The organism is Microlunatus ginsengisoli (assembly GCF_039537205.1).
Lineage (GTDB): Bacteria > Actinomycetota > Actinomycetes > Propionibacteriales > Propionibacteriaceae > Microlunatus > Microlunatus ginsengisoli.
Map to the genome: position 1 here is coordinate 1 of NZ_BAABAB010000016.1, position 21,779 is coordinate 21,779.

General features: G+C 70.5%; 26 protein-coding genes. 12 read left to right on the forward strand and 14 right to left on the reverse strand.

The annotated features are described in order from the left end of the window. Positions 1–326: 326 nt before the first annotated feature. Together meaB and ABD747_RS11485 are read right to left on the reverse strand one after the other, a co-directional pair. Positions 327–1,289, reverse strand: coding sequence for a methylmalonyl Co-A mutase-associated GTPase MeaB (gene meaB, locus ABD747_RS11480; RefSeq protein ID WP_344804549.1), 963 nt, complete (start codon positions 1,287–1,289; stop codon positions 327–329). Positions 1,290–1,319: 30 nt separating this feature from the next. Beyond that, positions 1,320–2,513 (reverse strand): acetyl-CoA C-acetyltransferase, encoded by a 1,194-nt coding sequence (locus ABD747_RS11485; protein ID WP_344804552.1) that lies wholly within the window; start codon positions 2,511–2,513, stop codon positions 1,320–1,322. 79 nt (positions 2,514–2,592) lie between these two features. Between ABD747_RS11485 and mce the strand changes: the two genes are divergently transcribed. The 4 genes from mce (at position 2,593) to ABD747_RS11505 (ending at position 6,241) form a co-directional block, all read left to right on the forward strand. Then, positions 2,593–3,105, forward strand: a complete 513-nt coding sequence (gene mce / locus ABD747_RS11490) for a methylmalonyl-CoA epimerase (protein WP_425562511.1) — start codon at positions 2,593–2,595, stop codon at positions 3,103–3,105. Positions 3,106–3,138: 33 nt separating this feature from the next. Then, positions 3,139–4,338 (forward strand): DivIVA domain-containing protein, encoded by a 1,200-nt coding sequence (locus ABD747_RS11495; protein WP_344804554.1) that lies wholly within the window; start codon positions 3,139–3,141, stop codon positions 4,336–4,338. Positions 4,339–4,357: 19 nt separating this feature from the next. Then, complete coding sequence (locus tag ABD747_RS11500) at positions 4,358–4,963, forward strand: hypothetical protein (RefSeq protein WP_344804556.1); 606 nt, start codon at positions 4,358–4,360, stop codon at positions 4,961–4,963. Positions 4,964–5,143: 180 nt separating this feature from the next. Continuing rightward, positions 5,144–6,241 carry a hypothetical protein gene (locus ABD747_RS11505; protein ID WP_344804558.1) on the forward strand — a complete coding sequence of 366 codons (1,098 nt, stop codon included), beginning with the start codon at positions 5,144–5,146 and terminating at the stop codon, positions 6,239–6,241. Here the strand turns inward: ABD747_RS11505 and nucS are convergent. Beyond that, positions 6,193–6,912, reverse strand: a complete 720-nt coding sequence (gene nucS / locus ABD747_RS11510) for an endonuclease NucS (RefSeq protein WP_344804967.1) — start codon at positions 6,910–6,912, stop codon at positions 6,193–6,195. The two genes, ABD747_RS11505 and nucS, sit on opposite strands and share 49 nt — an antisense overlap. 218 nt (positions 6,913–7,130) lie before the next feature. Here nucS and ABD747_RS11515 point away from each other — a divergent pair, with 218 nt between their 5' ends. The 5 genes from ABD747_RS11515 to ABD747_RS11535 all read left to right on the forward strand — a co-directional run bounded on the left by ABD747_RS11515 (position 7,131) and on the right by ABD747_RS11535 (position 9,817). Next, entirely contained in the window at positions 7,131–8,342 is a 1,212-nt protein-coding gene (locus tag ABD747_RS11515) for a 3-hydroxyacyl-CoA dehydrogenase (protein WP_344804560.1), read from the forward strand. Further along, entirely contained in the window at positions 8,342–8,614 is a 273-nt protein-coding gene (locus tag ABD747_RS11520) for a hypothetical protein (protein WP_344804562.1), read from the forward strand. The genes ABD747_RS11515 and ABD747_RS11520 overlap by 1 nt, the downstream gene beginning before the upstream one ends. Next, entirely contained in the window at positions 8,614–9,450 is an 837-nt protein-coding gene (locus ABD747_RS11525; RefSeq protein ID WP_344804564.1) for an alpha/beta fold hydrolase, read from the forward strand. Before ABD747_RS11520 ends, ABD747_RS11525 begins: the two co-directional genes overlap by 1 nt. 74 nt (positions 9,451–9,524) lie before the next feature. Beyond that, entirely contained in the window at positions 9,525–9,653 is a 129-nt protein-coding gene (locus ABD747_RS11530) for a hypothetical protein (RefSeq protein WP_344804566.1), read from the forward strand. Next, positions 9,650–9,817: a hypothetical protein gene (locus ABD747_RS11535; RefSeq protein ID WP_344804568.1), complete on the forward strand. Its 168-nt coding sequence runs from the start codon at positions 9,650–9,652 to the stop codon at positions 9,815–9,817. Before ABD747_RS11530 ends, ABD747_RS11535 begins: the two co-directional genes overlap by 4 nt. Here the strand turns inward: ABD747_RS11535 and ABD747_RS11540 are convergent. Beyond that, the gene (locus ABD747_RS11540) at positions 9,798–10,292 is read right to left on the reverse strand and encodes a hypothetical protein (protein ID WP_344804570.1); all 495 of its coding nucleotides are present in this window, start codon (positions 10,290–10,292) and stop codon (positions 9,798–9,800) included. The genes ABD747_RS11535 and ABD747_RS11540 overlap by 20 nt on opposite strands. On the opposite strand from ABD747_RS11540, the gene ABD747_RS11545 reads away from it, so the two are divergent. After that, entirely contained in the window at positions 10,255–11,250 is a 996-nt protein-coding gene (locus ABD747_RS11545; RefSeq protein WP_344804572.1) for a hypothetical protein, read from the forward strand. The two genes, ABD747_RS11540 and ABD747_RS11545, sit on opposite strands and share 38 nt — an antisense overlap. Here the strand turns inward: ABD747_RS11545 and ABD747_RS11550 are convergent. Beyond that, positions 11,228–11,920 carry a peptidylprolyl isomerase gene (locus tag ABD747_RS11550; RefSeq protein WP_344804574.1) on the reverse strand — a complete coding sequence of 231 codons (693 nt, stop codon included), beginning with the start codon at positions 11,918–11,920 and terminating at the stop codon, positions 11,228–11,230. The genes ABD747_RS11545 and ABD747_RS11550 overlap by 23 nt on opposite strands. A 97-nt stretch (positions 11,921–12,017) precedes the next feature. Between ABD747_RS11550 and ABD747_RS11555 the strand changes: the two genes are divergently transcribed. Continuing rightward, entirely contained in the window at positions 12,018–12,650 is a 633-nt protein-coding gene (locus ABD747_RS11555; protein ID WP_344804576.1) for a cob(I)yrinic acid a,c-diamide adenosyltransferase, read from the forward strand. Next, entirely contained in the window at positions 12,647–13,693 is a 1,047-nt protein-coding gene (locus tag ABD747_RS11560; protein ID WP_344804578.1) for a sugar phosphate isomerase/epimerase family protein, read from the forward strand. Before ABD747_RS11555 ends, ABD747_RS11560 begins: the two co-directional genes overlap by 4 nt. 92 nt (positions 13,694–13,785) lie before the next feature. Here ABD747_RS11560 and ABD747_RS11565 read toward each other — a convergent pair whose 3' ends face one another. From ABD747_RS11565 to ABD747_RS11605, 9 genes are all read right to left on the reverse strand, one after another. After that, a complete protein-coding gene (locus ABD747_RS11565; protein WP_344804580.1) occupies positions 13,786–14,778 on the reverse strand; it encodes a glycoside hydrolase family 5 protein in 993 nt (330 codons plus the stop codon). Between the two features lie 129 nt (positions 14,779–14,907). Further along, positions 14,908–15,366: a DUF2550 domain-containing protein gene (locus ABD747_RS11570; RefSeq protein WP_344804582.1), complete on the reverse strand. Its 459-nt coding sequence runs from the start codon at positions 15,364–15,366 to the stop codon at positions 14,908–14,910. A gap of 59 nt (positions 15,367–15,425) precedes the next feature. Continuing rightward, entirely contained in the window at positions 15,426–15,827 is a 402-nt protein-coding gene (locus tag ABD747_RS11575; RefSeq protein ID WP_344804584.1) for a F0F1 ATP synthase subunit epsilon, read from the reverse strand. 6 nt (positions 15,828–15,833) lie between these two features. Beyond that, positions 15,834–17,288 (reverse strand): F0F1 ATP synthase subunit beta, encoded by a 1,455-nt coding sequence (gene atpD, locus ABD747_RS11580; RefSeq protein WP_344804586.1) that lies wholly within the window; start codon positions 17,286–17,288, stop codon positions 15,834–15,836. 43 nt (positions 17,289–17,331) lie between these two features. Next, positions 17,332–18,243 (reverse strand): F0F1 ATP synthase subunit gamma, encoded by a 912-nt coding sequence (locus ABD747_RS11585; RefSeq protein WP_344804588.1) that lies wholly within the window; start codon positions 18,241–18,243, stop codon positions 17,332–17,334. A gap of 34 nt (positions 18,244–18,277) precedes the next feature. Beyond that, complete coding sequence (gene atpA / locus ABD747_RS11590) at positions 18,278–19,912, reverse strand: F0F1 ATP synthase subunit alpha (protein ID WP_344804590.1); 1,635 nt, start codon at positions 19,910–19,912, stop codon at positions 18,278–18,280. Positions 19,913–19,974: 62 nt separating this feature from the next. Further along, on the reverse strand, positions 19,975–20,769 hold the full coding sequence (locus tag ABD747_RS11595) for a F0F1 ATP synthase subunit delta (protein WP_344804592.1): 795 nt from the start codon (positions 20,767–20,769) through the stop codon (positions 19,975–19,977). 195 nt (positions 20,770–20,964) lie between these two features. After that, positions 20,965–21,516, reverse strand: coding sequence for a F0F1 ATP synthase subunit B (locus ABD747_RS11600; RefSeq protein WP_344804594.1), 552 nt, complete (start codon positions 21,514–21,516; stop codon positions 20,965–20,967). 11 nt (positions 21,517–21,527) lie between these two features. Next, a complete protein-coding gene (locus ABD747_RS11605; protein WP_344804596.1) occupies positions 21,528–21,758 on the reverse strand; it encodes an ATP synthase subunit c family protein in 231 nt (76 codons plus the stop codon). Positions 21,759–21,779: the final 21 nt, after the last annotated feature.

The following is a 21,779-nucleotide window of genomic DNA, read 5'->3' on the forward strand; positions in this document are numbered from 1 at the left end:
CCGCACCCACCACCACAACCTCCCAACGCCGAGGTGTTGCGATGACTACTGGAGACCGCCCGCTCGACGTCCTTCACGCGCGAACTAGGTCGAAGCCGCGCGAAGTTGCCCGCCGGGCCGCGTACGTGACTCGTCCGCCCGAGGCGCCCCGCCAGACTTCCTCCGAGCGCACCCCCGGCCAGCGTCCGATCCACAGCCGCGCCACATGACCAGAAAACCCCGCCGCGGCGGGAAAATCGGGCCCGAAACGGTCGATGGGCCCCGAAAATCCCGCCGCGGCCGGAATCTGGGGCCTGCACTGTGATCGAAGCAGCCGTCTCGAGCAATCAGGGTTCGCCCAGCTGGGCGACCAGCTCGTCCGAGGCGCTGTACGGGTCCAGCCGGCCGTCGCGGACGGCCTCGGCCAGTGAGGCCAGGCCCGCATGCCCGTCGACCCGGAACCGGCTGCGCAACTCGCCGAGGGCGATCGCCTCCACCTCGCGGGCGGCCCGGGCGGTCCGCCGGCGCTGCCAGTTGCCATCGGCGCGAGCGTGCTCGACGAACCGGTCGATCGCCCCGAGCAGCGCATCGGTCCCCTCGCCCCGGGACGCCACCGTGGTGAGCACCGGCGGCTTCCATTCGGTCGCGGCTCGGTCGGCCATCGCCACCATGTTCCGCAGGTCGCGGACCACCGCCTGCGCGCCGTCCCGGTCGGCCTTGTTCACCACGAACACGTCACCGACCTCGAGGATGCCGGCCTTCGCGGCCTGGATCCCGTCGCCCATCCCGGGCGCGACCAGCACCAGGGTGACGTCCGCCAGGCCGGCGATCTCCACCTCGGACTGGCCGACTCCGACCGTCTCCACCACCACCACGCCGCAGCCGGCGGCGTCGAACACGCGCAGCGCCTGGGGTGCCGCGGCGGCCAGCCCGCCGAGGTGGCCGCGGGTCGCCATCGACCGGATGAAGACCTCCGGATCGAGCGTGTGCTGCTGCATCCGGATCCGGTCGCCGAGCAGCGCGCCGCCGGTGAACGGCGAGCTCGGGTCGACCGCGAGCACCCCGACCCGCTCACCCCGCTCGCGCAGCGCGCTGACGAGCGCTGTGGTCGTGGTCGACTTGCCCACCCCCGGCGATCCGGTCAGCCCGATCACGATCGCGCGGCCGGTGTCGGGCGCCAGCGCGCGGAGCACCTCACGCAGCTGCGGTGAGCCGTTTTCGATTAGCGTGATCAGCCGGGCCACGGCTCGCGGCCTGCCCGCCCGGGCCCCCTCGACCAGGGCAGCGACGTCGGACGCCGTGCGCGTCACGGGTCGCGAGGGCTGGGCCATCGGCGCCGCTCAGCCGGCGGTGAGGATCAGGGCGTCGCCCTGCCCCCCGCCGCCGCAGAGCGAGGCCACCGCCGTACCCCCGCCACGGTGGTGCAGCGCGGCTGCCAGGTGCAGCACCAACCGCGCGCCGGAGGCGCCGATCGGGTGACCGAGCGCGATCGCGCCACCGTTGACGTTGACCCGCTCATCGATCTGGCTGTCGCTCAGGCCCAAGGCCCGGGCGCTGGCCACGCCGACCGCCGCGAACGCCTCGTTGATCTCGATCAGGTTCAGGTCGGCGACCTCGATCTGCTGCTTCTTCACGGCGGTTTCGATCGCGTTCGCCGGCTGCAGCTGTAGCGACGAGTCCGGACCGGCCACCGTCCCGTAGGCGCCGATCTCGGCCCACACCGTGAGGCCCAGCCGCTCGGCCGCGGCCCGGCTGGCGACGATCACCGCCGCCGCGCCGTCGGAGATGGGCGAGGACGAGGCGGCGGTGATGGTGCCGCCCTTGCCGAACGCCGGTCGAAGGCCCGCCAGCGACTCCGCGGTCACCCCGGACCGGATGCCCTCGTCCCGGCTCACCGGCACCGGGTCGCCCTTGCGCTGCGGCACCGGCACCTCGACGATCTCGCGGGCGAAGACGCCGTCGGTGCTGGCCGCCTCGGCCCGCTGGTGGGAGCGGGCGGCGAACGCGTCCTGGTCGGCGCGGCTGACCAGGTTCGCTCCGGTGTTGCAGGAGTCGGTGAGCGCGCCCATGGGCTGGTCGGTGAAGGCGTCCCACAACCCGTCGTACGCCATGTGGTCCAGCATCGTCACGTCGCCGTACTTGAAACCCTGACGCGACTTCGGCAGCAGGTGCGGCGCGTTCGTCATCGACTCCATCCCGCCGGCCACCACGACGTCGGCGTCGCCGGCCCGGATCATCAGGTCGGCCACCGCGACCGCGTTGAGACCCGACAGGCAGACCTTGTTAACGGTCAGCGCATCGACCGACATGGCGATGCCGCCCTTGATCGCGGCCTGCCGGGCCGGGATCTGCCCGCAGCCGGCCTGCAGCACCTGGCCCATCACCACCGAGTCGACCTGCTGCGCGTCCAGACCTGCCCGCTGCAGCGCGCCGGCGATAGCGATACCGCCGAGGTCGGTCGCGGACAGACCGGCGAACGCGCCGAGCAACTTCCCGATCGGGGTCCGCGCCCCGCCGACGATGACCGATCCCATGCCCGTGCCGCCTCCCTGCGTCCAGCCCGACCTCTCAGGCCACCCCGACCTCTCAGGCCAGTCTGGCACGCTGGACGGCGTGACCTCCCCCCCTCCGAGCGACCACACGGCCGACCATCCCATCGACCACCCGGCCGGCGGCCTGCTCGGCGAGCTCGTCCTCGCCATCGACCACGTCGGTGTCGCGGTGCCGGACCTGGACGCGGCGATCGCGTTCTACACCGGCACGCTCGGACTGGTGGTCCGGCACCGGGAGGTTAACGAGGAGCAGGGCGTGGTCGAGGCGATGCTCGCCCCTGCCTCGGCGCCGGCCGGCGCGACCCAGCTCCAGCTTCTCGCCCCGCTGGGCCCGACCTCGACCATCGCGCGCTTCCTGGACCGCTCCGGGCCGGGCCTACAGCAACTCGCCTGCCGGGTCGACAATGTGGACCACGCCGCGGGCGTCCTGCGGGGAAAGGGGATCCGGCTGCTTTATGATGCAGCGAGACGGGGAACAGCAAATTCCATGATCAACTTCGTACACCCCAAGGACGCCGGCGGAGTGCTCATCGAGCTCGTCCAGGCCACCGGCTCCTCGGACGACACCGAGTAGTCCGGCAGCGAGCAGGACCCGAGAGGACAAGGCGTGGCACAGGCAGGAAACGACGGGCTGGGGCTCTTCGAGGATGCGGCCAGCGCGGCCGGCAACTTCCCTACCGCTCTTCGCGGATACGACCGGACGGCGGTCGACGACTACGTCCGCCAGCTCGAGGCCGACGCCGTCCAGCGGCGTCGCCACACCAGCGGGCTGGAGCAGCAGGTCCGGGCTCTCCAGGAGGAGGTCGCCCGGCTGCGCGACCAGTCGGTGCCGGACGACGCGGTGGCGAAGGTCGGCGGTCGCACCGGTGAGATCTTGTCGCTGGCCGAGGAGAAGGCCCAGGAGATCATCGACTCCGCGGTCGCTCAGGCCGAGCAGGCCAAGGAGGCGGCCCAGCGCGAGGCCGACCAGCTGCGGACCAACGCGCAGCGTGAGTCCGGCGAGTTGAAGAACAGCGGTATCGCCGAGATCGAGCGGCTGCGCCGCCAGCTCGAGGAGGACACCCGCAACGCCAACGAGAAGACCGCGGCCGAGTCCGCCGCGATCATCGCCTCCGCCCGCCGTCAGGCCGAGGCGCTGAGCGGCAGCGCCGAGCACGAGGCGCAGACGGTGCGGCAGAGCGCGTACATCGAGACCGAGAACCTGCGCCGGCACACCGAGAGCGAGGCCGCGCGGCTGCGGGCCGACGTCGCCGCCGAGCAGGAGGCCGCGCTGGACACCCTGCAGCGGCTGCACGACGAGCACAAGGCGAAGATCGACGCCATGCTCGCCGACGCGGAGCAGCACAACGCCGACTCCTCGGCCCGGCTCGAGTCCGACATCGCCGAGGCGGCCCGGATCCGGACCGAGGCCCTCGCCGAGGCGCAGCAGGTCAAGCTCGCCGCCATCAAGGAGGCCGAGGAGCGGCTGAGCGCGGCCAAGGCCGAGGCGACCGCGATCTCGGAGCGGACCCAGCAGGAGTTCACCTGGCGCAAGGAGCAGCTCAAGCGCGAGACCGAGCGGCTCGGCCGGCGCAAGCAGGCCGTACTCACTCAGCTCGCCAGCCTGTCGGCGATGGCGGAGGAAACCGCCGAGTCGTTCCCCGACCTCGAGGACCTCGACCAGGACTCGTCCGCCGCTGCCCCGGCCGACGCGACCGTGGTGATGCCGAAGCAGAACGCGGAACCGAAGGACGCAGAGACCGACCAGGAGCTGGACGACAAGCTCGACGCCCCGACCGAGCCGGCCGCTGCCGGTTCGAGCCGCTGAGCAGGGGGCGTACGTCGGCATGACGAGTCCCGCACCGGTGTTCCGCCGCGTCCGCGCCGGCTACGAGCCGGAGTCGGTCGATCGCCACCTCGCCCAGCTCGCCGGACGGGTTCGCGCGGCGGACGCCCGGGCTGCCGAGACCGAGTCCGCGCTCGCCGACCGGGAGGCCGCTCTCGCCGCCGCCCAGGCCGAGCTACAGGCGGCTGCCCGGCAGGCCAGGCCCGACCTGGTCGCGTCCGACCTGGTGGTCGACGCGAAGCGGCAGGCCGAGGAGCTGCTCGCGGCGGCTCGCCGGGAGGCGGCACAGATCCGGCTCAAGGCGCAGACCGACGCCGAGCGGCTGAACCAGCAGGCCCGGACCGAGACCGAGGCGGTGCTCGGCCGGGCCCGGCACGCCGCGGCCGTGGTCGACGAGCGGGCCCGCCAGGAGTTCTTCTGGCGCCGCCGCCAGCTGCAGGCCGACGCCGACGAGCTCCGGCTCGAGCAGGAGCGGATCAACCGGCAGCGGGTTCAGCTCAAGGAGCAGCTGAACGCGCTCAGCGCACTCGCGCTGCAACAGGCCACCGCCGCTCCGGCCGTCGAGTTCATGCTGGACGACGACCTGATCGACCAGGCCGCCTCCTGACCCGACCCGCTCCCGGGGAAAGTGTGCGGTTCCGGCAGTGGTGAAGCGCTTCGGATTGTCGTACCTGCACACTTTCCGGAGACGGTGACGGCTCGGCAACCGCGCAGCCTGACAGTTGTCACGGGCAGGAGGTGACGGTCGCGCTAGGCAGTGGCCTGCGCGCGGCGTGACCGTAGGGGCATGAGCTCCGCATCCCGCACTCCCCGCCTCCTGCCGGTCGCCACCCTGGCGCTGTTCTCACCGCTGATGGCCGAGTTCGTGCTCGGCGACCAGTACCTGTCCGGCACCATGAACCCCGGTCAGCAGATCGGCGAGTTCGTACTGTTCGTGCTCTGGTACGGAGCCGGCGCCGTCCTGATTCGCGAGCTCGCTCGCCGCACCGGCCGCGGCTGGCCGACCATCCTGCTGCTCGGGCTCGGTTTCGCGCTGGTCGAGGAGGGTCTGCTGACCCAGTCGCTGTTCAACCCGCACTATCTCGGCCTGGACCTGATCTCGTACGGCCATGTCGGCTGGCTCGGCACCGCGCTGCCCTGGGCGATCTTCGTGCTGTCCATCCACGTGGTCTGGAGCATCGCCACTCCGATCGCCCTGATCGAGGCCATCTTCTCCGGTCCGGTCACCGGCCCTGCACCCGAGCGCTTCCGAGCCAGCCATCCCGATCTCACCGGTCACCCGACCCCGTGGCTCGGCCGGGTCGGGCTCGGGATCGTCGCGGCAGTCATGCTGCTCGGCGGGGCGGCGACGTTCGCGATCAGCTGGGCGATGGGCGGCCACTTCCTGGCCCACCCGGCCCAACTGGCCGGGGCCGCGCTGCTGGCCGCGATCGTCGTCACGATCGCGTTCCTGCTCCGCCCGCGGGCCGTACGTCCGGTCCGGCCCTGGCCGCCGGCGCTGCTGGCCGGTCTCGTGCTGAGCACCGGCTACCAGTTGCTGCGCTACTACCTGCCGGGGCACGTCGACGCCTGGGTCACCACGCTGGTGATGATCGCGGTGCTGGCGCTGGCGATCGTCCTGGCGGCCGTGCTCCGGCTGGACGTGACCGGTCTGGCGGCCGGCGCGGCGCTGACCTACGGCTGGGTCGGCATGATCGCCGCGGTCCCGTTCGGCGTACCCGGCATCGTCGAGCAGTCCGTCATCGTCACGGCGGTACTCGCCGTCGTCGTCCTCGCGCTGGTCAGGCGAGGCAGGCCCGGGGAACCGATCGCTGACGACCGGGCCGGCACGGCGGATCAGAACAGCCGGTCCTCGGACCTGTCCATCCCCCGCAGCGCGTCGTAGTCGACCGTGACGCAGGCGATCCCCCTGTCCAGCGCCAGCACCCGTGCCTGTGGCTTGATCTGCTGGGCGGCGAACACCCCCTGGACGTCGCCCAGCAGTGGGTCGCGGCGGAGCAGATCCAGATAGCGGGTCAACTGCTCGACCCCGTCGATCTCGCCCCGGCGCTTGACCTCGACCGCGACGTACGCGCCGGCCGGGTCACGGCAGAGCAGGTCGACCGGGCCGATCGCGGTGGGATACTCGCGCCGGACCAGCGACCAGCCGTCCCCGAGCGTCTCCGGATGCTCGGCCAGCAGCGCCTGCAGATGGGCCTCGACGCCGTCCTTGACCAGCCCCGGGTCGATGCCGAGCTCGTGACTGGAGTCGTGGTGGATCGCGGCCAGCGAGATCTGCAGCGTGTCGCCGTCGCGGCCGCGGACCTCCCAGACCTCGGTCAGCCCCGCCTCGGTCTCGGCCCCCTCGGCCGGCCGCTCGGTCACCGAGCAGGGCGGGCTCATCCAGTTCAGCGGCTTGTAGGCGCGATCGTCGGCATGGATCGACACCGAGCCGTCCGCCTTGACCAGGATGAGCCGCTTGGCCATCGGCAGATGCGCCGTCAGCCGTCCCGCGTAGTCCACCTGGCACTCGGCAATCACCAATCGCACGGTCGCCCAACCTAGCCGACTCCCCAGCGCCTCGTACGATCCCGGATCCCCTATGGCTTCTCGGATCCCTTGTACGCGATCCAAACTGCTCCAAGGGATCCGAAGACGGCTCGGATCCCCTGCGCAACCCCGGATCCCCTGCACGGGATCCGAACCGCTCCAGGGGATCCGAGGACGGCTCCGGCGCCGGGACGACCCGACCGCTGCCCTCGTACGTGTTCGCGCGGGCATGGAAGACTCGGCGCGTGAACGAGCAGAGTGGAACCTCAGTGGGACGAGCAGCGGTGGTCGGGCTCGGCACGATGGGAGCCGGCATCGCGGAGGTGTTCGCCCGCAACGGCTGGCAGGTCAGCGGGATCGAGGTCACCGACGCGGCGCTGGAGCGGGGGAAGTCGATCCTCGTCAGGTCGACCGATCGAGCGGTCGAGACCGGCAAGCTGAGCACGGCCGACCGCGACGACCTGGTGGGCCGGATCGAATTCGGCGGCGACCTCGCCGCCGTGGCCGACGCCGACGTCGTGGTGGAGGCCGTCTTCGAGGACCTGGCGACGAAGCGGAACCTGTTCGCCGACCTCGACCGGCGCACCCGGCCCGATGCCCTGCTCGCGACCAACACCTCGTCGCTGTCGATCACCGCGATCGCGGCGGCGACCGAGCATCCCGAGCGCGTGGTCGGCGTGCACTTCTTCAACCCCGCACCGGTCCAGCGCCTGGTCGAGCTGATCAGCACCGTACTGACTGCGCCCGAGACGATCGAGCGCGCCCAGCAGTTGCTGGACGACCTCGGCAAGACCACCATCACCTGTGCCGATCGCGCCGGCTTCGTCGTCAACACGCTGCTGGTGGGCTACCTCAACCGGGCCGCCCGGCTCTACGGCGAGGGATTCGCCAGCCGGGAGGAGATCGACGCCGCGATGGTCGAGGCCGGCAATCCGATGGGCCCGCTCACCCTGATGGACCTGGTCGGCCACGACGTCAGCCTCGCCGTGCTGCACCGGATGTACGACGAGACCAAGGACCGGCTCGTCGCCCCGACGCCGGTCCTCACCCAGCTGGTCGAGGCCGGCTGGCTGGGCCGCAAGACCGGACGCGGCTTCTACGGCTACGGTCCCGACGGTGTCACCGACGCTCCCGGCCCGGGCCCCAAGGCACGGGCCAGCCGGGCCGGCGAGCTGCCGATGGCGCTGCTCGCGCCGTACCTCAACTCCTGCCTGAAGATGGTCGGGAGCTGGTATGCCACCCCGGACCAGATCGACACCGGGATGAGCCTCGGCTGCCGGATGCCCAAGCCGTTCGACGTGCTGGCCCAGCTCGGACCGCGGGAGGTGCTCGCCGCCCAGCAGCAGATCTTCGCCGAGTCCGCCGAGCCCGGGGACCGCCCGGCCCTGTTGCTGGAGCGGCTCGCGGCCGCCGACGACCCGGCGACCGCGCTGGTCGCGCTCCGCGAGGTGTTGTAGTGGTCCGGCGGCACAACAAGCACCTCCGCCCGCCGAGGCCACTGAACCCGAGCCTGGGTACGTCCGCGGTCAAGCACGACGGCGCCTGGGTGGTGCGCGCGATCAGCGGCCAGGCGACCCACAAGTCCTACCGCTGCCCCTCCTGCAACCAGATCATTCCCCCGGGCACCCCGCACGTCGTGGCGTGGCCGAAGGAGCCGCCGCCGGGCAGCGACTCCGCGGTGGCCTACCGCCGGCACTGGCACACCGCCTGCTGGCAGCGCCGGCCCTGATGGCACGCACGATCGAGGGTCCCGTCTTCGCGATCGAGCCGGGACCCGACGGTTCGAGCACCGCCGGCCCGCGGATCTGCTTCCTGCACGGCCTGTTCGGCCAGGGCAAGAACTGGACCGGCATCGCGAAGGCGCTGGTCGGCCAGGCGCGCCCGCTGCTGGTCGACCTGCCCAACCACGGCCGCTCGGCCTGGAGCGACACCTTCAGCTACTCCGCCATGGCTGCGGCGGTCGCCGACCTGCTCCGCAGCCGGGGCCAGGGCGATCCGTACGTCCTGGTCGGCCACTCGATGGGCGGCAAGGTGGCCATGATGCTGGCCCTCGAGCACCCGGACCTGGTCGAGCGGCTGTGTGTGGTGGACGTGTCACCGGTTGCCTACCCGGCGGAGGGTGCGGGCAGCCTCCGCCAGTTCGGGACGTACGTCGAGGGCATGCGTGCGCTCGATCTCGCCACCCTGCCCGACCGCGCGAGCGCGGACCGGGAGCTGACGCCGTACGTCGAGGACCCGACCATCCGCGGCTTCCTGCTGCAGAACCTGCGCCGGAGCACCGACGGCACCGGACCGGGCTGGCAGTGGCAGATGAACCTCCGGCTGCTCGGCGACCATCTCGTCGAGATCGGTGGTTGGCCCGAGGGCGAGGTGGCGCCCTACCCCGGGCCGGTGCTCTGGCTCGCCGGGGCCGAGTCGCGCTACATCCGGCCCGAGTACGCCGACGTCATGCGCGCGCTCTTCCCCCGCACCCAGCTGGTCACGATCAAGGGCGCCGGCCACTGGGTGCACGCCGACCGCCCGGACGTCTTCCTCACCGCCCTGCGCCGCTTCGCCGGGCTCTGACCCCGAGTTGTCAGCATCTCAGCACGTCGGAGCGTGCTGAAATGCTGACAACTCGGGTGGGTAAGGATAGGTCCATGACCCCGTTCGACATAGCCCCCAGTCCGACCGAGCAGGCCGGGCCGGTGATCGTCGTGGTCATCCTCGCGGTGATCGCCGCGGCGGTCGTGATCGTGGTGCTGCGCCGGCTCCGGGGCCGGCGGTGAGCCCGGCAACCGTGCTCGCGCTGCTTGCGCTGCCGCCGATGGACGCCGCACCCCAGGGCAGCAACGGGTTCGCCGCCTCGATCGTGGTCGCGTTCGTCGCGATCGGGCTGTTGATCATCCTGGCGAAGTGGACGTCGTCGAAGCCTAGGAAACCAAAGCGGTGAGCGTCTCCAGCAGTGCCGACCCCAGCACGGCCGAGGCGGCGTTGGCGACGAGCGCGCAGCCCAGGCAGGCCAGCGGCCGGCGGCGGACCACCAGCCAGACGATCAGGCCCTCGACGGCGACCACGGCCAGCTCACCGGCCAGCAGCTGTCGACCGCCGTCGAAGCCGAGCGCGACCGACCAGAAGATCGGGTGGGAGACGGCGTTCAGCAGCAGCACCAGCGCCGCGGCGCGGCCCCTGCCGAGCCGGCGCCCGGTCGTGGTTCCGCCCGGACCGGACCCGGTCAGGCCGCACAGCTCGAACATGATCAGGTAGACCGGCAGCTCGATGGCACAGGTCAGCACGAACGCGGGCAGCCAGCCGCCCCACCAGGTCAGCACCCCGCGCAGCGCGTCCACGACCACCAGCCTTCCATCCGTCGCGCTGCTGGTCGGCGGCATGCTGGCCGTCGCCGCGCTCGCCCTGGTGCTGGCCACCCGGGCCCCGCTCGCGACGACGGTGCTCGGCCTGATCCTGTTCGGCGTGCTGCACAACGTGCTCGAGATCAGGTACGTCGCCGGCCGGTTCGCGCCCGTGCTGTCCGGCCGCTTCCTCGGCCTGCTGCTCGCGCTGATCACCGGCATCGTGATCTGCCGGCTGCTGACCGCGTACTGGCCGAGCGGCGCCCGCCAGGCCGAGATCATGCTCGGCTTCGTGGTGCTCGCGGTGGGCGGCGTGTTCGGCCTGCGGACGCTGCCCGGGACCCGCTCCCTTCGCGGCGGGCTGATCGTCTCCGGCATCCTGACGCTGCTGGCGGCCGGCGCGATCGCCTCGCTGGCCTTCCCGGCGTACTACTTCGTCGTGCTGACCCACCTGCACAACCTCGTACCGCTGGTCTTCTTGTGGGAGTGGGCCCGCCGGATCCCGCACCGCGGCGCGCGGACCGCCTTCCGGCTCACCCAGGTGCTGTGGATCGTGCTGCTGCCGCTGGTCATCCTGGCCGGCGCGCTCGACCGGTACGTCGCCGACGGCCCCGGCGTCGTCCAGCGCTTCGTCGGCAGCGGTTCGGCGGTGATCTCCTCGGCCACCCCGCCGGCGCTGCTGGACCAGCTGGGACTGCGCTTCCTGGTGGTGTTCGCCTTCATGCAGACCATGCATTACGTGGTCTGGGTGGGCTTCCTGCCTCGGTTCGGCGCGGACGCCACCGCGTCGTTCGAGGCACGGGTGCCCTGGCTCCGCGGCCGGCGAGCATGGGCCCTCGGGCTCGGCGGCGGCGCCGTGCTGGCTGCCGTCTTCGTCAGCGACTACGTCCAGGGCAAGGCGATCTATGCCGCCTTGGCGTCCTACCACGCCTATCTCGAGTTCCCCGTGCTGCTGGCGCTGCTGATGGCGCCCGCGCTGGTTCGCGGCCGGCCGATCCCCGCCGACGCGGTCAGGCCGGCTTCACCGAGATGATCTGGGCCGGGTTCTTCGGCTTGCCGCCGCCGTACGGGTTGCTGCCGTCATCGCCGTCGGCGGCGATCTTTTTCACCACGGCGACCGAGCCGGCATCCATGGTGGCGAAGATCGTGTAGTTCGGCTGCAGCGGCGAGTCGCCGAAGACGAGGAAGAACTGAGACCCGTTGGTGTTGGGTCCGCTGTTGGCCATCGCCACCGTGCCCGCCTTGTACTGCTCCTTGCCGGTGAGCTCGTCGGCGAACGTGTAGCCCGGTCCTCCGCTCGTCGTACCGGTCGGGTCCCCGCACTGCAGGATGAACATGCCCTTGTCCACCATTCGGGGGCAGGTCGTCTTGTCGAAGAATCCCTGGTCGGCCAACGAGGTGAACGACGCCACCGTGCACGGTGTCTTGCTCCGGTCCATCGTCAGCGTGACGTCGCCCTCGTTGGTCTTCATCACGTAACGGACGGTGCCGGTCTTCGGCACGCCGTACTCGCTCGGCGGCTTGACCGGGCGGGCCGGGTCACCGGTGTCCACGAACTCGCAGTCCTTCGGGCCCGTGGGGGTCGGCGAGGCGGTCGCGGTCGCGTCCTTCCCGGATGCCAGCGGGTCGGTCGTCGGCGTCGTCCCGCACGCCGTGGTGAGCGCCAGCGCTGCCGCCGCCGCCACGCCGATCCATCGCCTCACCCGGCCACCCTGCCACAGCGGGGAGGGACCGTGTCGCAGCGAAACGCTGCCCGGATAGGGTTTTCACCATGCGCCGGGGCCGGGAAGACGGATCGTCATGGTCCACCTGACCCGGATCTACACCCGGACCGGCGACGGCGGGCGGACCCGGCTCGCCGATCTGAGCGTGACCGTCAAGACCGACGCCCGGGTCGAGGCATACGGCGACGTGGACGAGGCCAACTCGCTGATCGGCGTCGCGCTGGCGGCGGGCGGCCTGCCCGAGGACGTGGCCGTCACGCTGGGCCGGATCCAGAACGAACTGTTCGACTGCGGCGCAGACCTGAGCACGCCGCTCGCGGACGACCCCGAGTACCCGCCGCTGCGGATCACCGCCGACTACGTCGAGCGGCTGGAGGCCGAGTGCGACGGCTACGGCGACCCGCTGCCGAACCTACGCTCGTTCGTGCTACCCGGCGGCACCCTCGGCGCCGCCCATCTGCACGTCGCGCGGACGGTCGTCCGCCGGGCCGAGCGCGCCGGCTGGCAGGCGGTGGCCGAACACGGGACGGAGAGTCCCGGCGGCGTGAGCCCGCTAGCCCTGAGCTATCTGAACCGGCTGTCGGACCTGCTGTTCATCCTCACCCGCGTGGTCAATGTCCGGGCCGGCAGCGCCGACGCGGAGGTGCTGTGGGTCCCCGGCGGCGACCGCGAGCAACCCGAAATCCGAGCCGATCAGGAGGATCGATGACACCGAAGGAAGCCACCGGCAAGGCGACCGCCCAGCAGGACCGGCCGGTCACGTTGTTCACCGGCCAGTGGGCCGACCTGCCGTTCGAGGAGATGTGCCGGCTGGCCTCGGAGTGGGGCTACGACGGGCTCGAGATCGCCTGCTGGGGCGACCACTTCGACGTGGCGAAGGCCGCCGAGGACGACAGCTACGTCCAGAATCGCCGCGACATCTTGGAGAAGCACGGGCTCGGCTGCTGGGCGATCTCCAACCACCTCAACGGCCAGGCCGTCTGCGAGGCGATCATCGACGACCGGTACCACAACATGGTCAACCCGCGGGTCTGGGGCGACGGCGACCCCGAGGGCGTGCGGCAGCGGGCGGCCGAGGAGATGAAGACCACCGCCCGGGCCGCGGCGGCGTTCGGGGTGGACACCGTGGTCGGCTTCACCGGCTCGTCGGTCTGGCACTACGTCGCGATGTTCCCGCCGGTGGGCGACGACGTAATCCAGGCCGGGTACGCCGACTTCGCCGACCGCTGGAACCCGATCATCGACGTGTTCGACGAGGTCGGAGTGCGGTTCGCGCACGAGGTGCACCCGAGCGAGATCGCGTACGACTACTGGTCCACGGTGGCGACGCTGGAGGCGATCGGCAACCGGCCGGGCTTCGGGCTCAACTACGACCCGTCGCACATGGTCTGGCAGGGACTGGACTACGTCGGTTTCCTGTGGGACTTCTCCGACCGGATCTACCACGTCGACTGCAAGGACACGAAGCTGCGGATGCACAACGGCCGCAACGGCATCCTGAGCTCACACCTGCCGTGGGCAGATCCCCGCCGCGGCTGGGACTTCATCTCCACCGGGCACGGCGACACCCGGTGGGAGGACATCTTCCGGATGCTCAACCACATCGGCTACGACGGCCCGATCTCGATCGAGTGGGAGGACGCGGGCATGGACCGGCTCGCCGGGGCGCCCGAGGCGCTGGACTTCATCCGGAACCTGAACGCCATCACCCCGCCGACCGCCGCCTTCGACGCCGCCTTCGCCCAGAAGTAGGGCCACCACTCCCCGGAAACTGTGCAGCTCTCGCACCGACACGCCGGTGCGCACTGCGAGACCTGCACAGTTTCCGGGATGGGTGGGTGGGATTACAGGGTGAGCAGGCCGCTCTCCACCAGGAAGCGGAAGTTCCAGTCGTTGCGATCCTCGGTCTTGTAGCTCCAGAAACACCAGCCGAGCGCCGCCGAGAATCCCTCTTGCTGCGCCTCCAGGTAGGCCCTGGTCAGGGCCGGGCGCTCATCGGCCGTACGTCCGCGATAGGCCCGGTCCGGCAGACCGGCACTCCACTCACCGATCAGCACCGGCTGCCAGCGGCTGAGCCAGCGGACCAGCCCGGCGCGACGACGCGCCTTGGCGATGTGGCTCTCGATCGAGCGATGGACGTCCCAGGGATAGAACGCCTGATAGAAGTGGCTGTCGATCACCGTCGGCAGGTCGGCGCTGCCGCGGAGACTGCCGCGCTGGATCCACGGCACGAAGGCGTCGGAGAAGACCACCCGGGTGCCCGGGGCGAGCTGCGAGGCCAGCCGCCGGTACGCATCGCGATGGAAGTGCCGCAGCCGCCAGATCCGCCAGTCCATCGGCTCGTTGACCAGCTCCAGCCCCCACAGCGCCGGGTGCTCGGCATAGCGCGCCGCCAGTGCGGCCAGCGCGCCGTGGGTGTGTTCGCGATGGTGCCGCTCGCGATACCAGCGACGTGGGCCGACCCGCCCGCTGTGGTCCTGGCCGTTCTGCGAGCCCGACGCCGCGTGCAGGTCCAGCAGGACGGCCACCTTGTACGTCGCCGCCCAGTCCATCGCCGCGTCCAGCAGGTCGACGGCACCGAGGTACGGTTCGTCGTCGCCGAGCACCCAGTGCCCGACCGGCAGCCGGATCAGATCCAGTCCGCGCTCGGCGATCCAGGCGATGTCCGCCTCGGTGATCCAGGTCTCCCGGTGCCGGCGCAGCCGTGCCGCGGCGTCCGGGGTCGCCATGAACGTGTATTCGTCGATGGCGTCCGTGCCCGCGAACAGCGACGGCGTCATCCACCGCTCGAGCACCAGCCAGCCACCGAGGTTGACGCCACGCAGCGGCCTGTTCACCGGGCCACTATGTCAGCACCGGGCCCAGCCGCCGCAGCTCGGATCCCCTGTGACGCTTCGGATCCCGTGCAGCCGATCCGAATCGTCACAGGGGATCCGACGTGCTGGGGACGGCGCGGGCCCAGGGCGTCAATACGGGCTGGGCGCCAGGCCGGGCGGCGCGGCTTCCAGCCAGGCGAGCAGCCCGGTCATCGAGTCCGGGTCCATCGCGAGTTCCCACCGCCCAGCCGGCCCGGCAGGCTCGCGGCCGGTGAGGGTCAGCACCCGCTGGCCCTCGTACAGCGCGAGCGCCTCGACCGGGTCGGGGTCACGGCTCTCCAGCACCCGGACGTCGGTCCGCCGCAGCGACAACCGCGGTCGGAAGGCGTAGGAGAAAAAGCGGAACCACTCCAGCATCTCGCCGTTGTAGCGGGCCACGCCGAGGGCCCAGCCGCCGCTCGGGTGCGAGGCGCGCAGCCGCGCGCTGCACTCGAAGGTGCCGCCCTGCCGAGCCAGCCAGCGGCGCCGGACGGCAAGCAGCAAGATGGCGAGCACGACTAACACCAGGGCCGCGACGACGGCCTCGAGCACCCCGAGCCAGGCAGGCATGACCTAGTGTTCCCCCCGGGCGGTACGCGTACACCCCGCTGGCGCCGATCTCACCCGGCCTATTGAACCTTCTGCGCCGCCCGGACCTGAGCCTGGGCCCGGCTGAAGTGCTTCCGGGTGTCCTCGTCGTCCTCGCCGTCGTCGAGGCGGGACTGCGCTTCGGCGAGTTCCTTCTCCGCCCGGGGCAGGTCGATGTCATCGGCCATCCGGGCATACTCCGACAGGATCGACACCCGACCCTGACCGACCGAGATGAACCCGCCGTCCACCGCGACGATCTCGCGATGATTGTCGACGGAATAGATCTCCACACCGCTCGGCACCAGGATCGCGAGTACCGGCTCGTGACCCGGCAGGATGCCGATGTCCCCGTCGGTGGTCCGGGCGATGATGTTGCTCGCCTGCCCGGACCACACCACTCGCTCCGCGGACACCACCTGGACGTCCATCGGATCTGCCATCAGGGCTCAGCCTTCCTTCTGCAGCTCGTCCCAGCGGCGGTGCACGTCCTCCATGCCGCCGACGTTGAAGAAGGCCTGCTCGGCGATGTGGTCCACCTCGCCCTGACAGATCATCTTGAACGCCTCGATGGTCTCCGACAGCGGCACCGTCGAGCCCGGGATGTTGGTGAACTTCGTCGCCATATAGGTGTTCTGGGACAAGAACTGCTGGATCCGGCGGGCCCGGTTGACCATGATCTTGTCCTCTTCGGACAACTCGTCGATGCCGAGGATGGCGATGATGTCCTGCAGTTCCTTGTTGCGCTGCAGGATCTGCTTCACCCGCACCGCGACGTCGTAGTGCTCCTGCCCGATGTATTGCGGGTCCAGAATCCGCGACGTCGAGGACAGCGGGTCGACCGCCGGATACAGACCGCGCGAGGCGATCTCGCGGGAGAGCTCGGTGGTCGCATCCAGATGGGCGAACGTGGTCGCCGGGGCCGGGTCGGTGTAGTCGTCGGCGGGCACGTAGATCGCCTGCATCGAGGTGATCGAGTGACCCCGGGTCGAGGTGATCCGCTCCTGCAGCTGGCCCATCTCGTCGGCCAGGTTCGGCTGGTAGCCCACCGCCGAGGGCATCCGGCCGAGCAGGGTGGACACCTCCGAGCCGGCTTGGGTGAACCGGAAGATGTTGTCGATGAAGAGCAGCACGTCCTGGTTCTGCACGTCGCGGAAGTACTCCGCCATCGTCAGCGCCGACAACGCGACCCGGAGCCGGGTGCCCGGTGGCTCGTCCATCTGCCCGAACACCAGCGCGGTGTCGCCGAAGACGCCGGCCTCGTCCATCTCGTTGATCAGGTCGTTGCCCTCACGGGTCCGCTCCCCCACCCCGGCGAACACCGAGGTGCCGCCGAAGTTGTGCGCGATCCGATAGATCATCTCCTGGATCAGCACGGTCTTGCCGACGCCCGCGCCACCGAACAGACCGATCTTGCCGCCCTGGACGTACGGTGTCAGCAGATCCAGCACCTTGATGCCGGTCTGCAACATCTCGGTCTTGGACTCCAGCTCGTCGAATCGCGGCGGCTGGCGGTGGATCGGCCACCGCTCGGTGATCTCGACCGTCGACGGGTCGGCGTTCAGCACGTCGCCGGTCACGCTCCAGACATGGCCCTTGGTGACATCGCCCACCGGCACCGAGATCGGCGCGCCGGTGTCGCGGACCTCCGCGCCCCGGACCATGCCGTCGGTCGGCTTCAGCGCGATCGCCCGGACCATGTTGTCGCCCACCTGCAGGGCGACCTCCATGGTCATCGTCCGGGTCTCGCCACCGACGGTGGTGTCCACCAGGAGCGCGTTGTAGATGTCCGGCATCGCATCCGGCGGGAACTCCACGTCCACGACCGGGCCGATCACCCGGGCCACCCGGCCGAGGCCGCCCGACGTCTCCTCGGTGCTGGTCTCTTCGATCGTTGCGGTCATCGTGTCCTCGCTTCGTTCTGTCGTTCGATGATCAAGGTGCTGCTCATTCGGCGCTCGCGCTCGCTTCGGCCAGGGCCGCCGCGCCACCGACGATCTCGCTGATCTCCTGGGTGATCTCGGCCTGCCGAGCCTGGTTGGCCTCGCGGGTGAGCCGTTCGATCAGCTGCTGGGCGTTGTCGGTGGCCGACTTCATCGCCCGCTGCCGGCTGGCGAGCTCCGACGCCGCCGACTGCAGGAAGCAGTACTGGATGCGGCTGGCGACATAGATCGGCAGCAGCGTGTCCAGCACCGTCTCCGGGTCCGGCTCGAACTCGTACAGCGGGTGCAGCTCGCCCGGCTGGGCGGGCTCGGCGCCCTCGACCACCTCCAGCGGAAGGAGCCGGATCACGTCGACCCGCTGGGTGAGCATCGAGACGAACCGGGTGAAGACGATGTGGATCTCGTCCACGCCGCCGTCCTCGGTCGGGGTCAGGAACGCCTCGATCAGCCGGTCGGCGATCTCGCGCGCGTGGGCGTACGTCGGTGCCTCGGAGAAGCCGTCCCAACTGCCGGCCACGGTGCGCTGCCGGAAGTTGTAGAACGCCGCGGCCTTGCGTCCGGCGACGTAGGGCACGACCGCCTTGCCGGAGTCGGTCAGCAGCTTGGTCAGCTGCTCACCTTCCTTGATCACCGACGAGGAGTACGCGCCCGCGAGACCGCGGTCGGAGGTGACCAGCAGCATCGCGGCCCGCTTCGGATCGGGCGACTCCGTGGTCAGCGGGTGGTCGACGTTGGAGAACGTCGCCACCGCCGACACCGCCCGGGTCAGCTCGCGGGCGAACGGCGCCGCCGCGTGCGCCCGCTGCTGGGCCTTGATGATCCGGGACGAGGCGATCAGCTCCATCGCCCGGGTGACCTTCTTGATCGTGGTCACCGAGTTCCGGCGCTGTCGCAGCTCCCGCAGGGATGCCGCCATTGCTACCTACCTCCGGCTCGAGCGCGACGCCGAGTCATCGCTTCTGCTTGACGATCTGCTCCTGCTCCACGGACTCCTCGTCGAGCGGCTCGTGCTCCTCGCGCCCGACCAGGAGCTTGCCCTCGGAGGTCTGGAAGCTCTTCTTGAAGTCGGCGATCAGCTTCTTCAGCGCCTCGGCCGAATCGTCGTCGAAGGTCTTCGTCTCGCGGATGTTGCGCAGCACGTCGCCGTTGTGCCGCAGGTATTCCAGCAGCTCCTGCTCGAACCGCAGCACGTCGTCGATCGGCACCTCGTCGAACTCGCCGTTGAGGCCGGCCCAGACGCTGACGACCTGCTCCTCGACCGGGTACGGGGTGTACTGCGGCTGCCGGAGCAGCTCGGTCAGCCGGCCGCCGCGGTCCAGCTGGCGGCGCGAGGTGGCGTCGAGATCGGAGGCGAACATGGCGAACGCCTGCATGTCCCGGTATTGCGCCAGGTTGATCTTCAGCGAGCCCGAGACGTTCTTCATCGCCTTGATCTGGGCGGCGCCGCCGACCCGGGAGACCGAGACGCCGACGTCGATGGCCGGTCGCTGGTTGGCGTTGAACAGGTCGGACTGGAGGAAGATCTGGCCGTCGGTGATCGAGATGACGTTGGTCGGGATGTAGGCCGACACGTCGTTCGCCTTGGTCTCGATGATCGGCAGGCCGGTCATCGAGCCGGCGCCGAGCTCGTTGGACAGCTTCGCGCAGCGCTCCAGCAGCCGGCTGTGCAGGTAGAAGACGTCGCCGGGGTAGGCTTCACGGCCCGGCGGGCGGCGGAGCAGCAGCGACATCGCCCGGTAGGCCTCGGCCTGCTTGGTCAGGTCGTCGAACACGATCAGCACGTGCTTGCCCTGATACATCCAGTGCTGGCCGATGGCCGAGCCGGTGTAGGGCGCGACGTACTTGTAGCCGGCCGGGTCGGACGCCGGGGCGTTGACGATGGTGGTGTATTCCATCGCCCCCGCCTCCTCCAGGGTCCCGCGGAGGGCGGCGATGGTGGTGTTCTTCTGCCCGATGCCGACGTAGATGCAGCGCACCTGCTGCTCCGGATCGCCGGTATCCCAGAACTGCTTCTGGTTGATGATGGTGTCGACGGCGATCGCGGTCTTGCCGGTCTTGCGGTCGCCGATGATCAGCTGCCGCTGGCCGCGGCCGATCGGGATCATGGCGTCGATGGCCTTGATCCCGGTCTGCAGCGGCTGGCGGACCTCTTGGCGGTCCATCACGCCGGCCGCCTGCAGCTCGAGCGGGCGGCGCTCGTCCAGCGGGCTGACGTCGCCGAGCCCGTCGATCGGCCGGCCGAGCGCGTCAACCACCCGTCCGAGGTAGCCGTCGCCGACCGGGACCGACAGCACCTCGCCGGTCCGCTTGACCGGCTGGCCCTCCTCGATCCCCTCGGAGTCGCCCATCACCACGACGCCGATCTCGCGGACGTCGAGGTTCAGCGCGATGCCGAGCGTGCCGTTCTCGAATTCCAGCAGCTCGTTGGCCATCGCCGACGGCAGTCCCTCGACCCGGGCGATGCCGTCGCCGGAGGTCACCACGGTGCCGACCTCTTCGCGGCTGGCCGTCGTGGGGGTATAGGTCTTGACGAAGTTGTCCAGGGCTTCCCGGATCTCTTCGGGTCGGATCGTCAGTTCCGCCATCGTTGTCCCTTGCTCTCCGTTGTTCTTCAGTGTTCGCAGCGCTGTGTCCGGGCCGAGTGCTCTCAGCCGAAGAGCCGCTTGGCGTCGTCGAGTCTCGACGCGACCGTGCCTTCGATGACCTGGTCGCCCAGCTCGACCCGGATCCCGCCGAGCAGGTCCGGCTCGACGATCTCCTGGATGGCGACGTCGCGTCCGGCCTGCTTGGACAGCGCCGCCCGCAGCCGCTGGGACTGCTCGGCGCTCAACGGCCGGGCGACCCGGACCGTCGCCAACAGACGATTCTGCTGGGCCGCGGCCAGGGTGACATAGCCCTCGATGGTGTTGTCGAATGTCCGCTCCCGGGCGACCACGGCACGCCTGGCCAGCGCCTCGGTCGCACCGCCGGCCCTGCTCTGGAGCAGAGCGGTGACCAGGGTCTGCCGATCGGCGACAGAGATCCGGCGATCCGCCAGCGCATTGCGCAGTTCCGGGTTGGACTCCACCAGCCGGGAGAACCGGAACAGCGAGTCCTCGGTCTCGTCCAGCTCGCCGGCGGCCTGTGCCCGCGCCAGCTCCGCGCGCACGGCCTGCCGTTCCAGCGCCGCGGCGAGGGTACGCCCGCCCGGCCAGCGGTCGGCCACCGCCTCGTGCACGATCTTGAGGGTCGCCTCCGACACCCGACCCTCGAGCAGCCGGGACGCCAGCGCCTGGCGATCGCTGTCCGCGACGTTCGGGTCCGTCAGCGAGCGGCGCAGCATGGACGAGGAGTCCAGCGCGTCGACCACGGCGAACAGCTCGGCCGAGATCTGATCGCCGCCCGGCGTCTGGTCCAGCACCGCGTCCAGCGAGCTGATCCGGGCTTCCTGCGAACCGCTCACGACTCATCCTGTTCGCTCGCGCCCGGCGCTTCGAGCCCGCTCATCCGCGGACGCGGTCCGGAAGGCCCACTCGCCTCACCCAGCTGACCTCGCATCGCCTTGCCTTCCGTCCCACGGCCACGGAAGAGCGGCGCGCCTACCCGACGCTCGCTCACGATCTGTCCTGTTCGCTCGCGCCCGGCGCTTCGAGCCCGCTCACGACGTTCCCGCGGTGCTCGACTCGTCCTGGCTCTCCAGATCCGCGATGAAGCGGTCGATGGTGCGACGAGCACGCTCGTCGTCCTCCAGCGACTCGCCCACGATCCGGCCGGCCAGGGTGGTGGCCAGGCCACCGATCTCGCCGCGCAGCTGGGCGACCACCTGGGCTCGCTCGGCCTGCAACTGTGCCTCCGCGGCTGCCCTGATCCGGTTCGCCTCGGCCTGGGCCTGCTCGCGCATGTCGGCCAGGATCTGGCTGCCCTGGGTCTTGGCGTCCTCGCGGATCTTCGCGGCCTCGCCGCGAGCCTCGGCGAGCTGGGCGTTGTATTTCTCCAACGCCGCCGCCGCCTCGGCCTGAGCGTGCTCGGCCTTCTCGATGCCGCCCTGGATAGCCGCCGTGCGCTCCGCATAGGTCTGCTCGAAGCGGGGCACGACGAACTTCCAGATGACGAACGTCAGCAGGAGGGCGAAGACCACCGAGGCGATGATCTCCGACAGGTTCGGGATCAGCGGGTTCTCCGCCGCCAGTGGGATGACGAGGGCGGTCATTGCGACCTCGATCACAGCCCGCCGAAGACGAAGGCGAGCGCGATGCCGATGATCGCCAGCGCCTCGGTCACGGCGAAGCCGATCCAGGCCGTACCCATCATGGCGCCGCGGGCCTCGGGCTGTCGGGCGGTGCCCTGGATGACGGAGGCGAAGATCAGACCGACGCCGATGCCGGGCCCGATGGCGCCGAGGCCGTAGCCGACGATGCCGAGCGAGCCGGTGAGCTCAAGTGCAGTGAGCATGTACTGCTTCCTTTCAGGCTT

Excerpts from the sequence above, each read along its gene's own strand:
- ABD747_RS11485 (WP_344804552.1), bottom strand. The coding sequence starts at position 2,513 with ATGGGATCGGTCATCGTCGGCGGGGCGCGGACCCCGATCGGGAAGTTG.
- ABD747_RS11500 (WP_344804556.1), top strand. The coding sequence starts at position 4,358 with ATGACGAGTCCCGCACCGGTGTTCCGCCGCGTCCGCGCCGGCTACGAG.
- ABD747_RS11505 (WP_344804558.1), top strand. The coding sequence starts at position 5,144 with ATGAGCTCCGCATCCCGCACTCCCCGCCTCCTGCCGGTCGCCACCCTG.
- ABD747_RS11525 (WP_344804564.1), top strand. The coding sequence starts at position 8,614 with ATGGCACGCACGATCGAGGGTCCCGTCTTCGCGATCGAGCCGGGACCC.
- ABD747_RS11530 (WP_344804566.1), top strand. The coding sequence starts at position 9,525 with ATGACCCCGTTCGACATAGCCCCCAGTCCGACCGAGCAGGCCGGGCCG.
- ABD747_RS11545 (WP_344804572.1), top strand. The coding sequence starts at position 10,255 with ATGCTGGCCGTCGCCGCGCTCGCCCTGGTGCTGGCCACCCGGGCCCCG.
- ABD747_RS11555 (WP_344804576.1), top strand. The coding sequence starts at position 12,018 with ATGGTCCACCTGACCCGGATCTACACCCGGACCGGCGACGGCGGGCGG.
- ABD747_RS11560 (WP_344804578.1), top strand. The coding sequence starts at position 12,647 with ATGACACCGAAGGAAGCCACCGGCAAGGCGACCGCCCAGCAGGACCGG.
- ABD747_RS11570 (WP_344804582.1), bottom strand. The coding sequence starts at position 15,366 with ATGCCTGCCTGGCTCGGGGTGCTCGAGGCCGTCGTCGCGGCCCTGGTG.
- ABD747_RS11575 (WP_344804584.1), bottom strand. The coding sequence starts at position 15,827 with ATGGCAGATCCGATGGACGTCCAGGTGGTGTCCGCGGAGCGAGTGGTG.
- atpD (WP_344804586.1), bottom strand. The coding sequence starts at position 17,288 with ATGACCGCAACGATCGAAGAGACCAGCACCGAGGAGACGTCGGGCGGC.
- ABD747_RS11585 (WP_344804588.1), bottom strand. The coding sequence starts at position 18,243 with ATGGCGGCATCCCTGCGGGAGCTGCGACAGCGCCGGAACTCGGTGACC.
- atpA (WP_344804590.1), bottom strand. The coding sequence starts at position 19,912 with ATGGCGGAACTGACGATCCGACCCGAAGAGATCCGGGAAGCCCTGGAC.
- ABD747_RS11600 (WP_344804594.1), bottom strand. The coding sequence starts at position 21,516 with ATGACCGCCCTCGTCATCCCACTGGCGGCGGAGAACCCGCTGATCCCG.
- ABD747_RS11605 (WP_344804596.1), bottom strand. The coding sequence starts at position 21,758 with ATGCTCACTGCACTTGAGCTCACCGGCTCGCTCGGCATCGTCGGCTAC.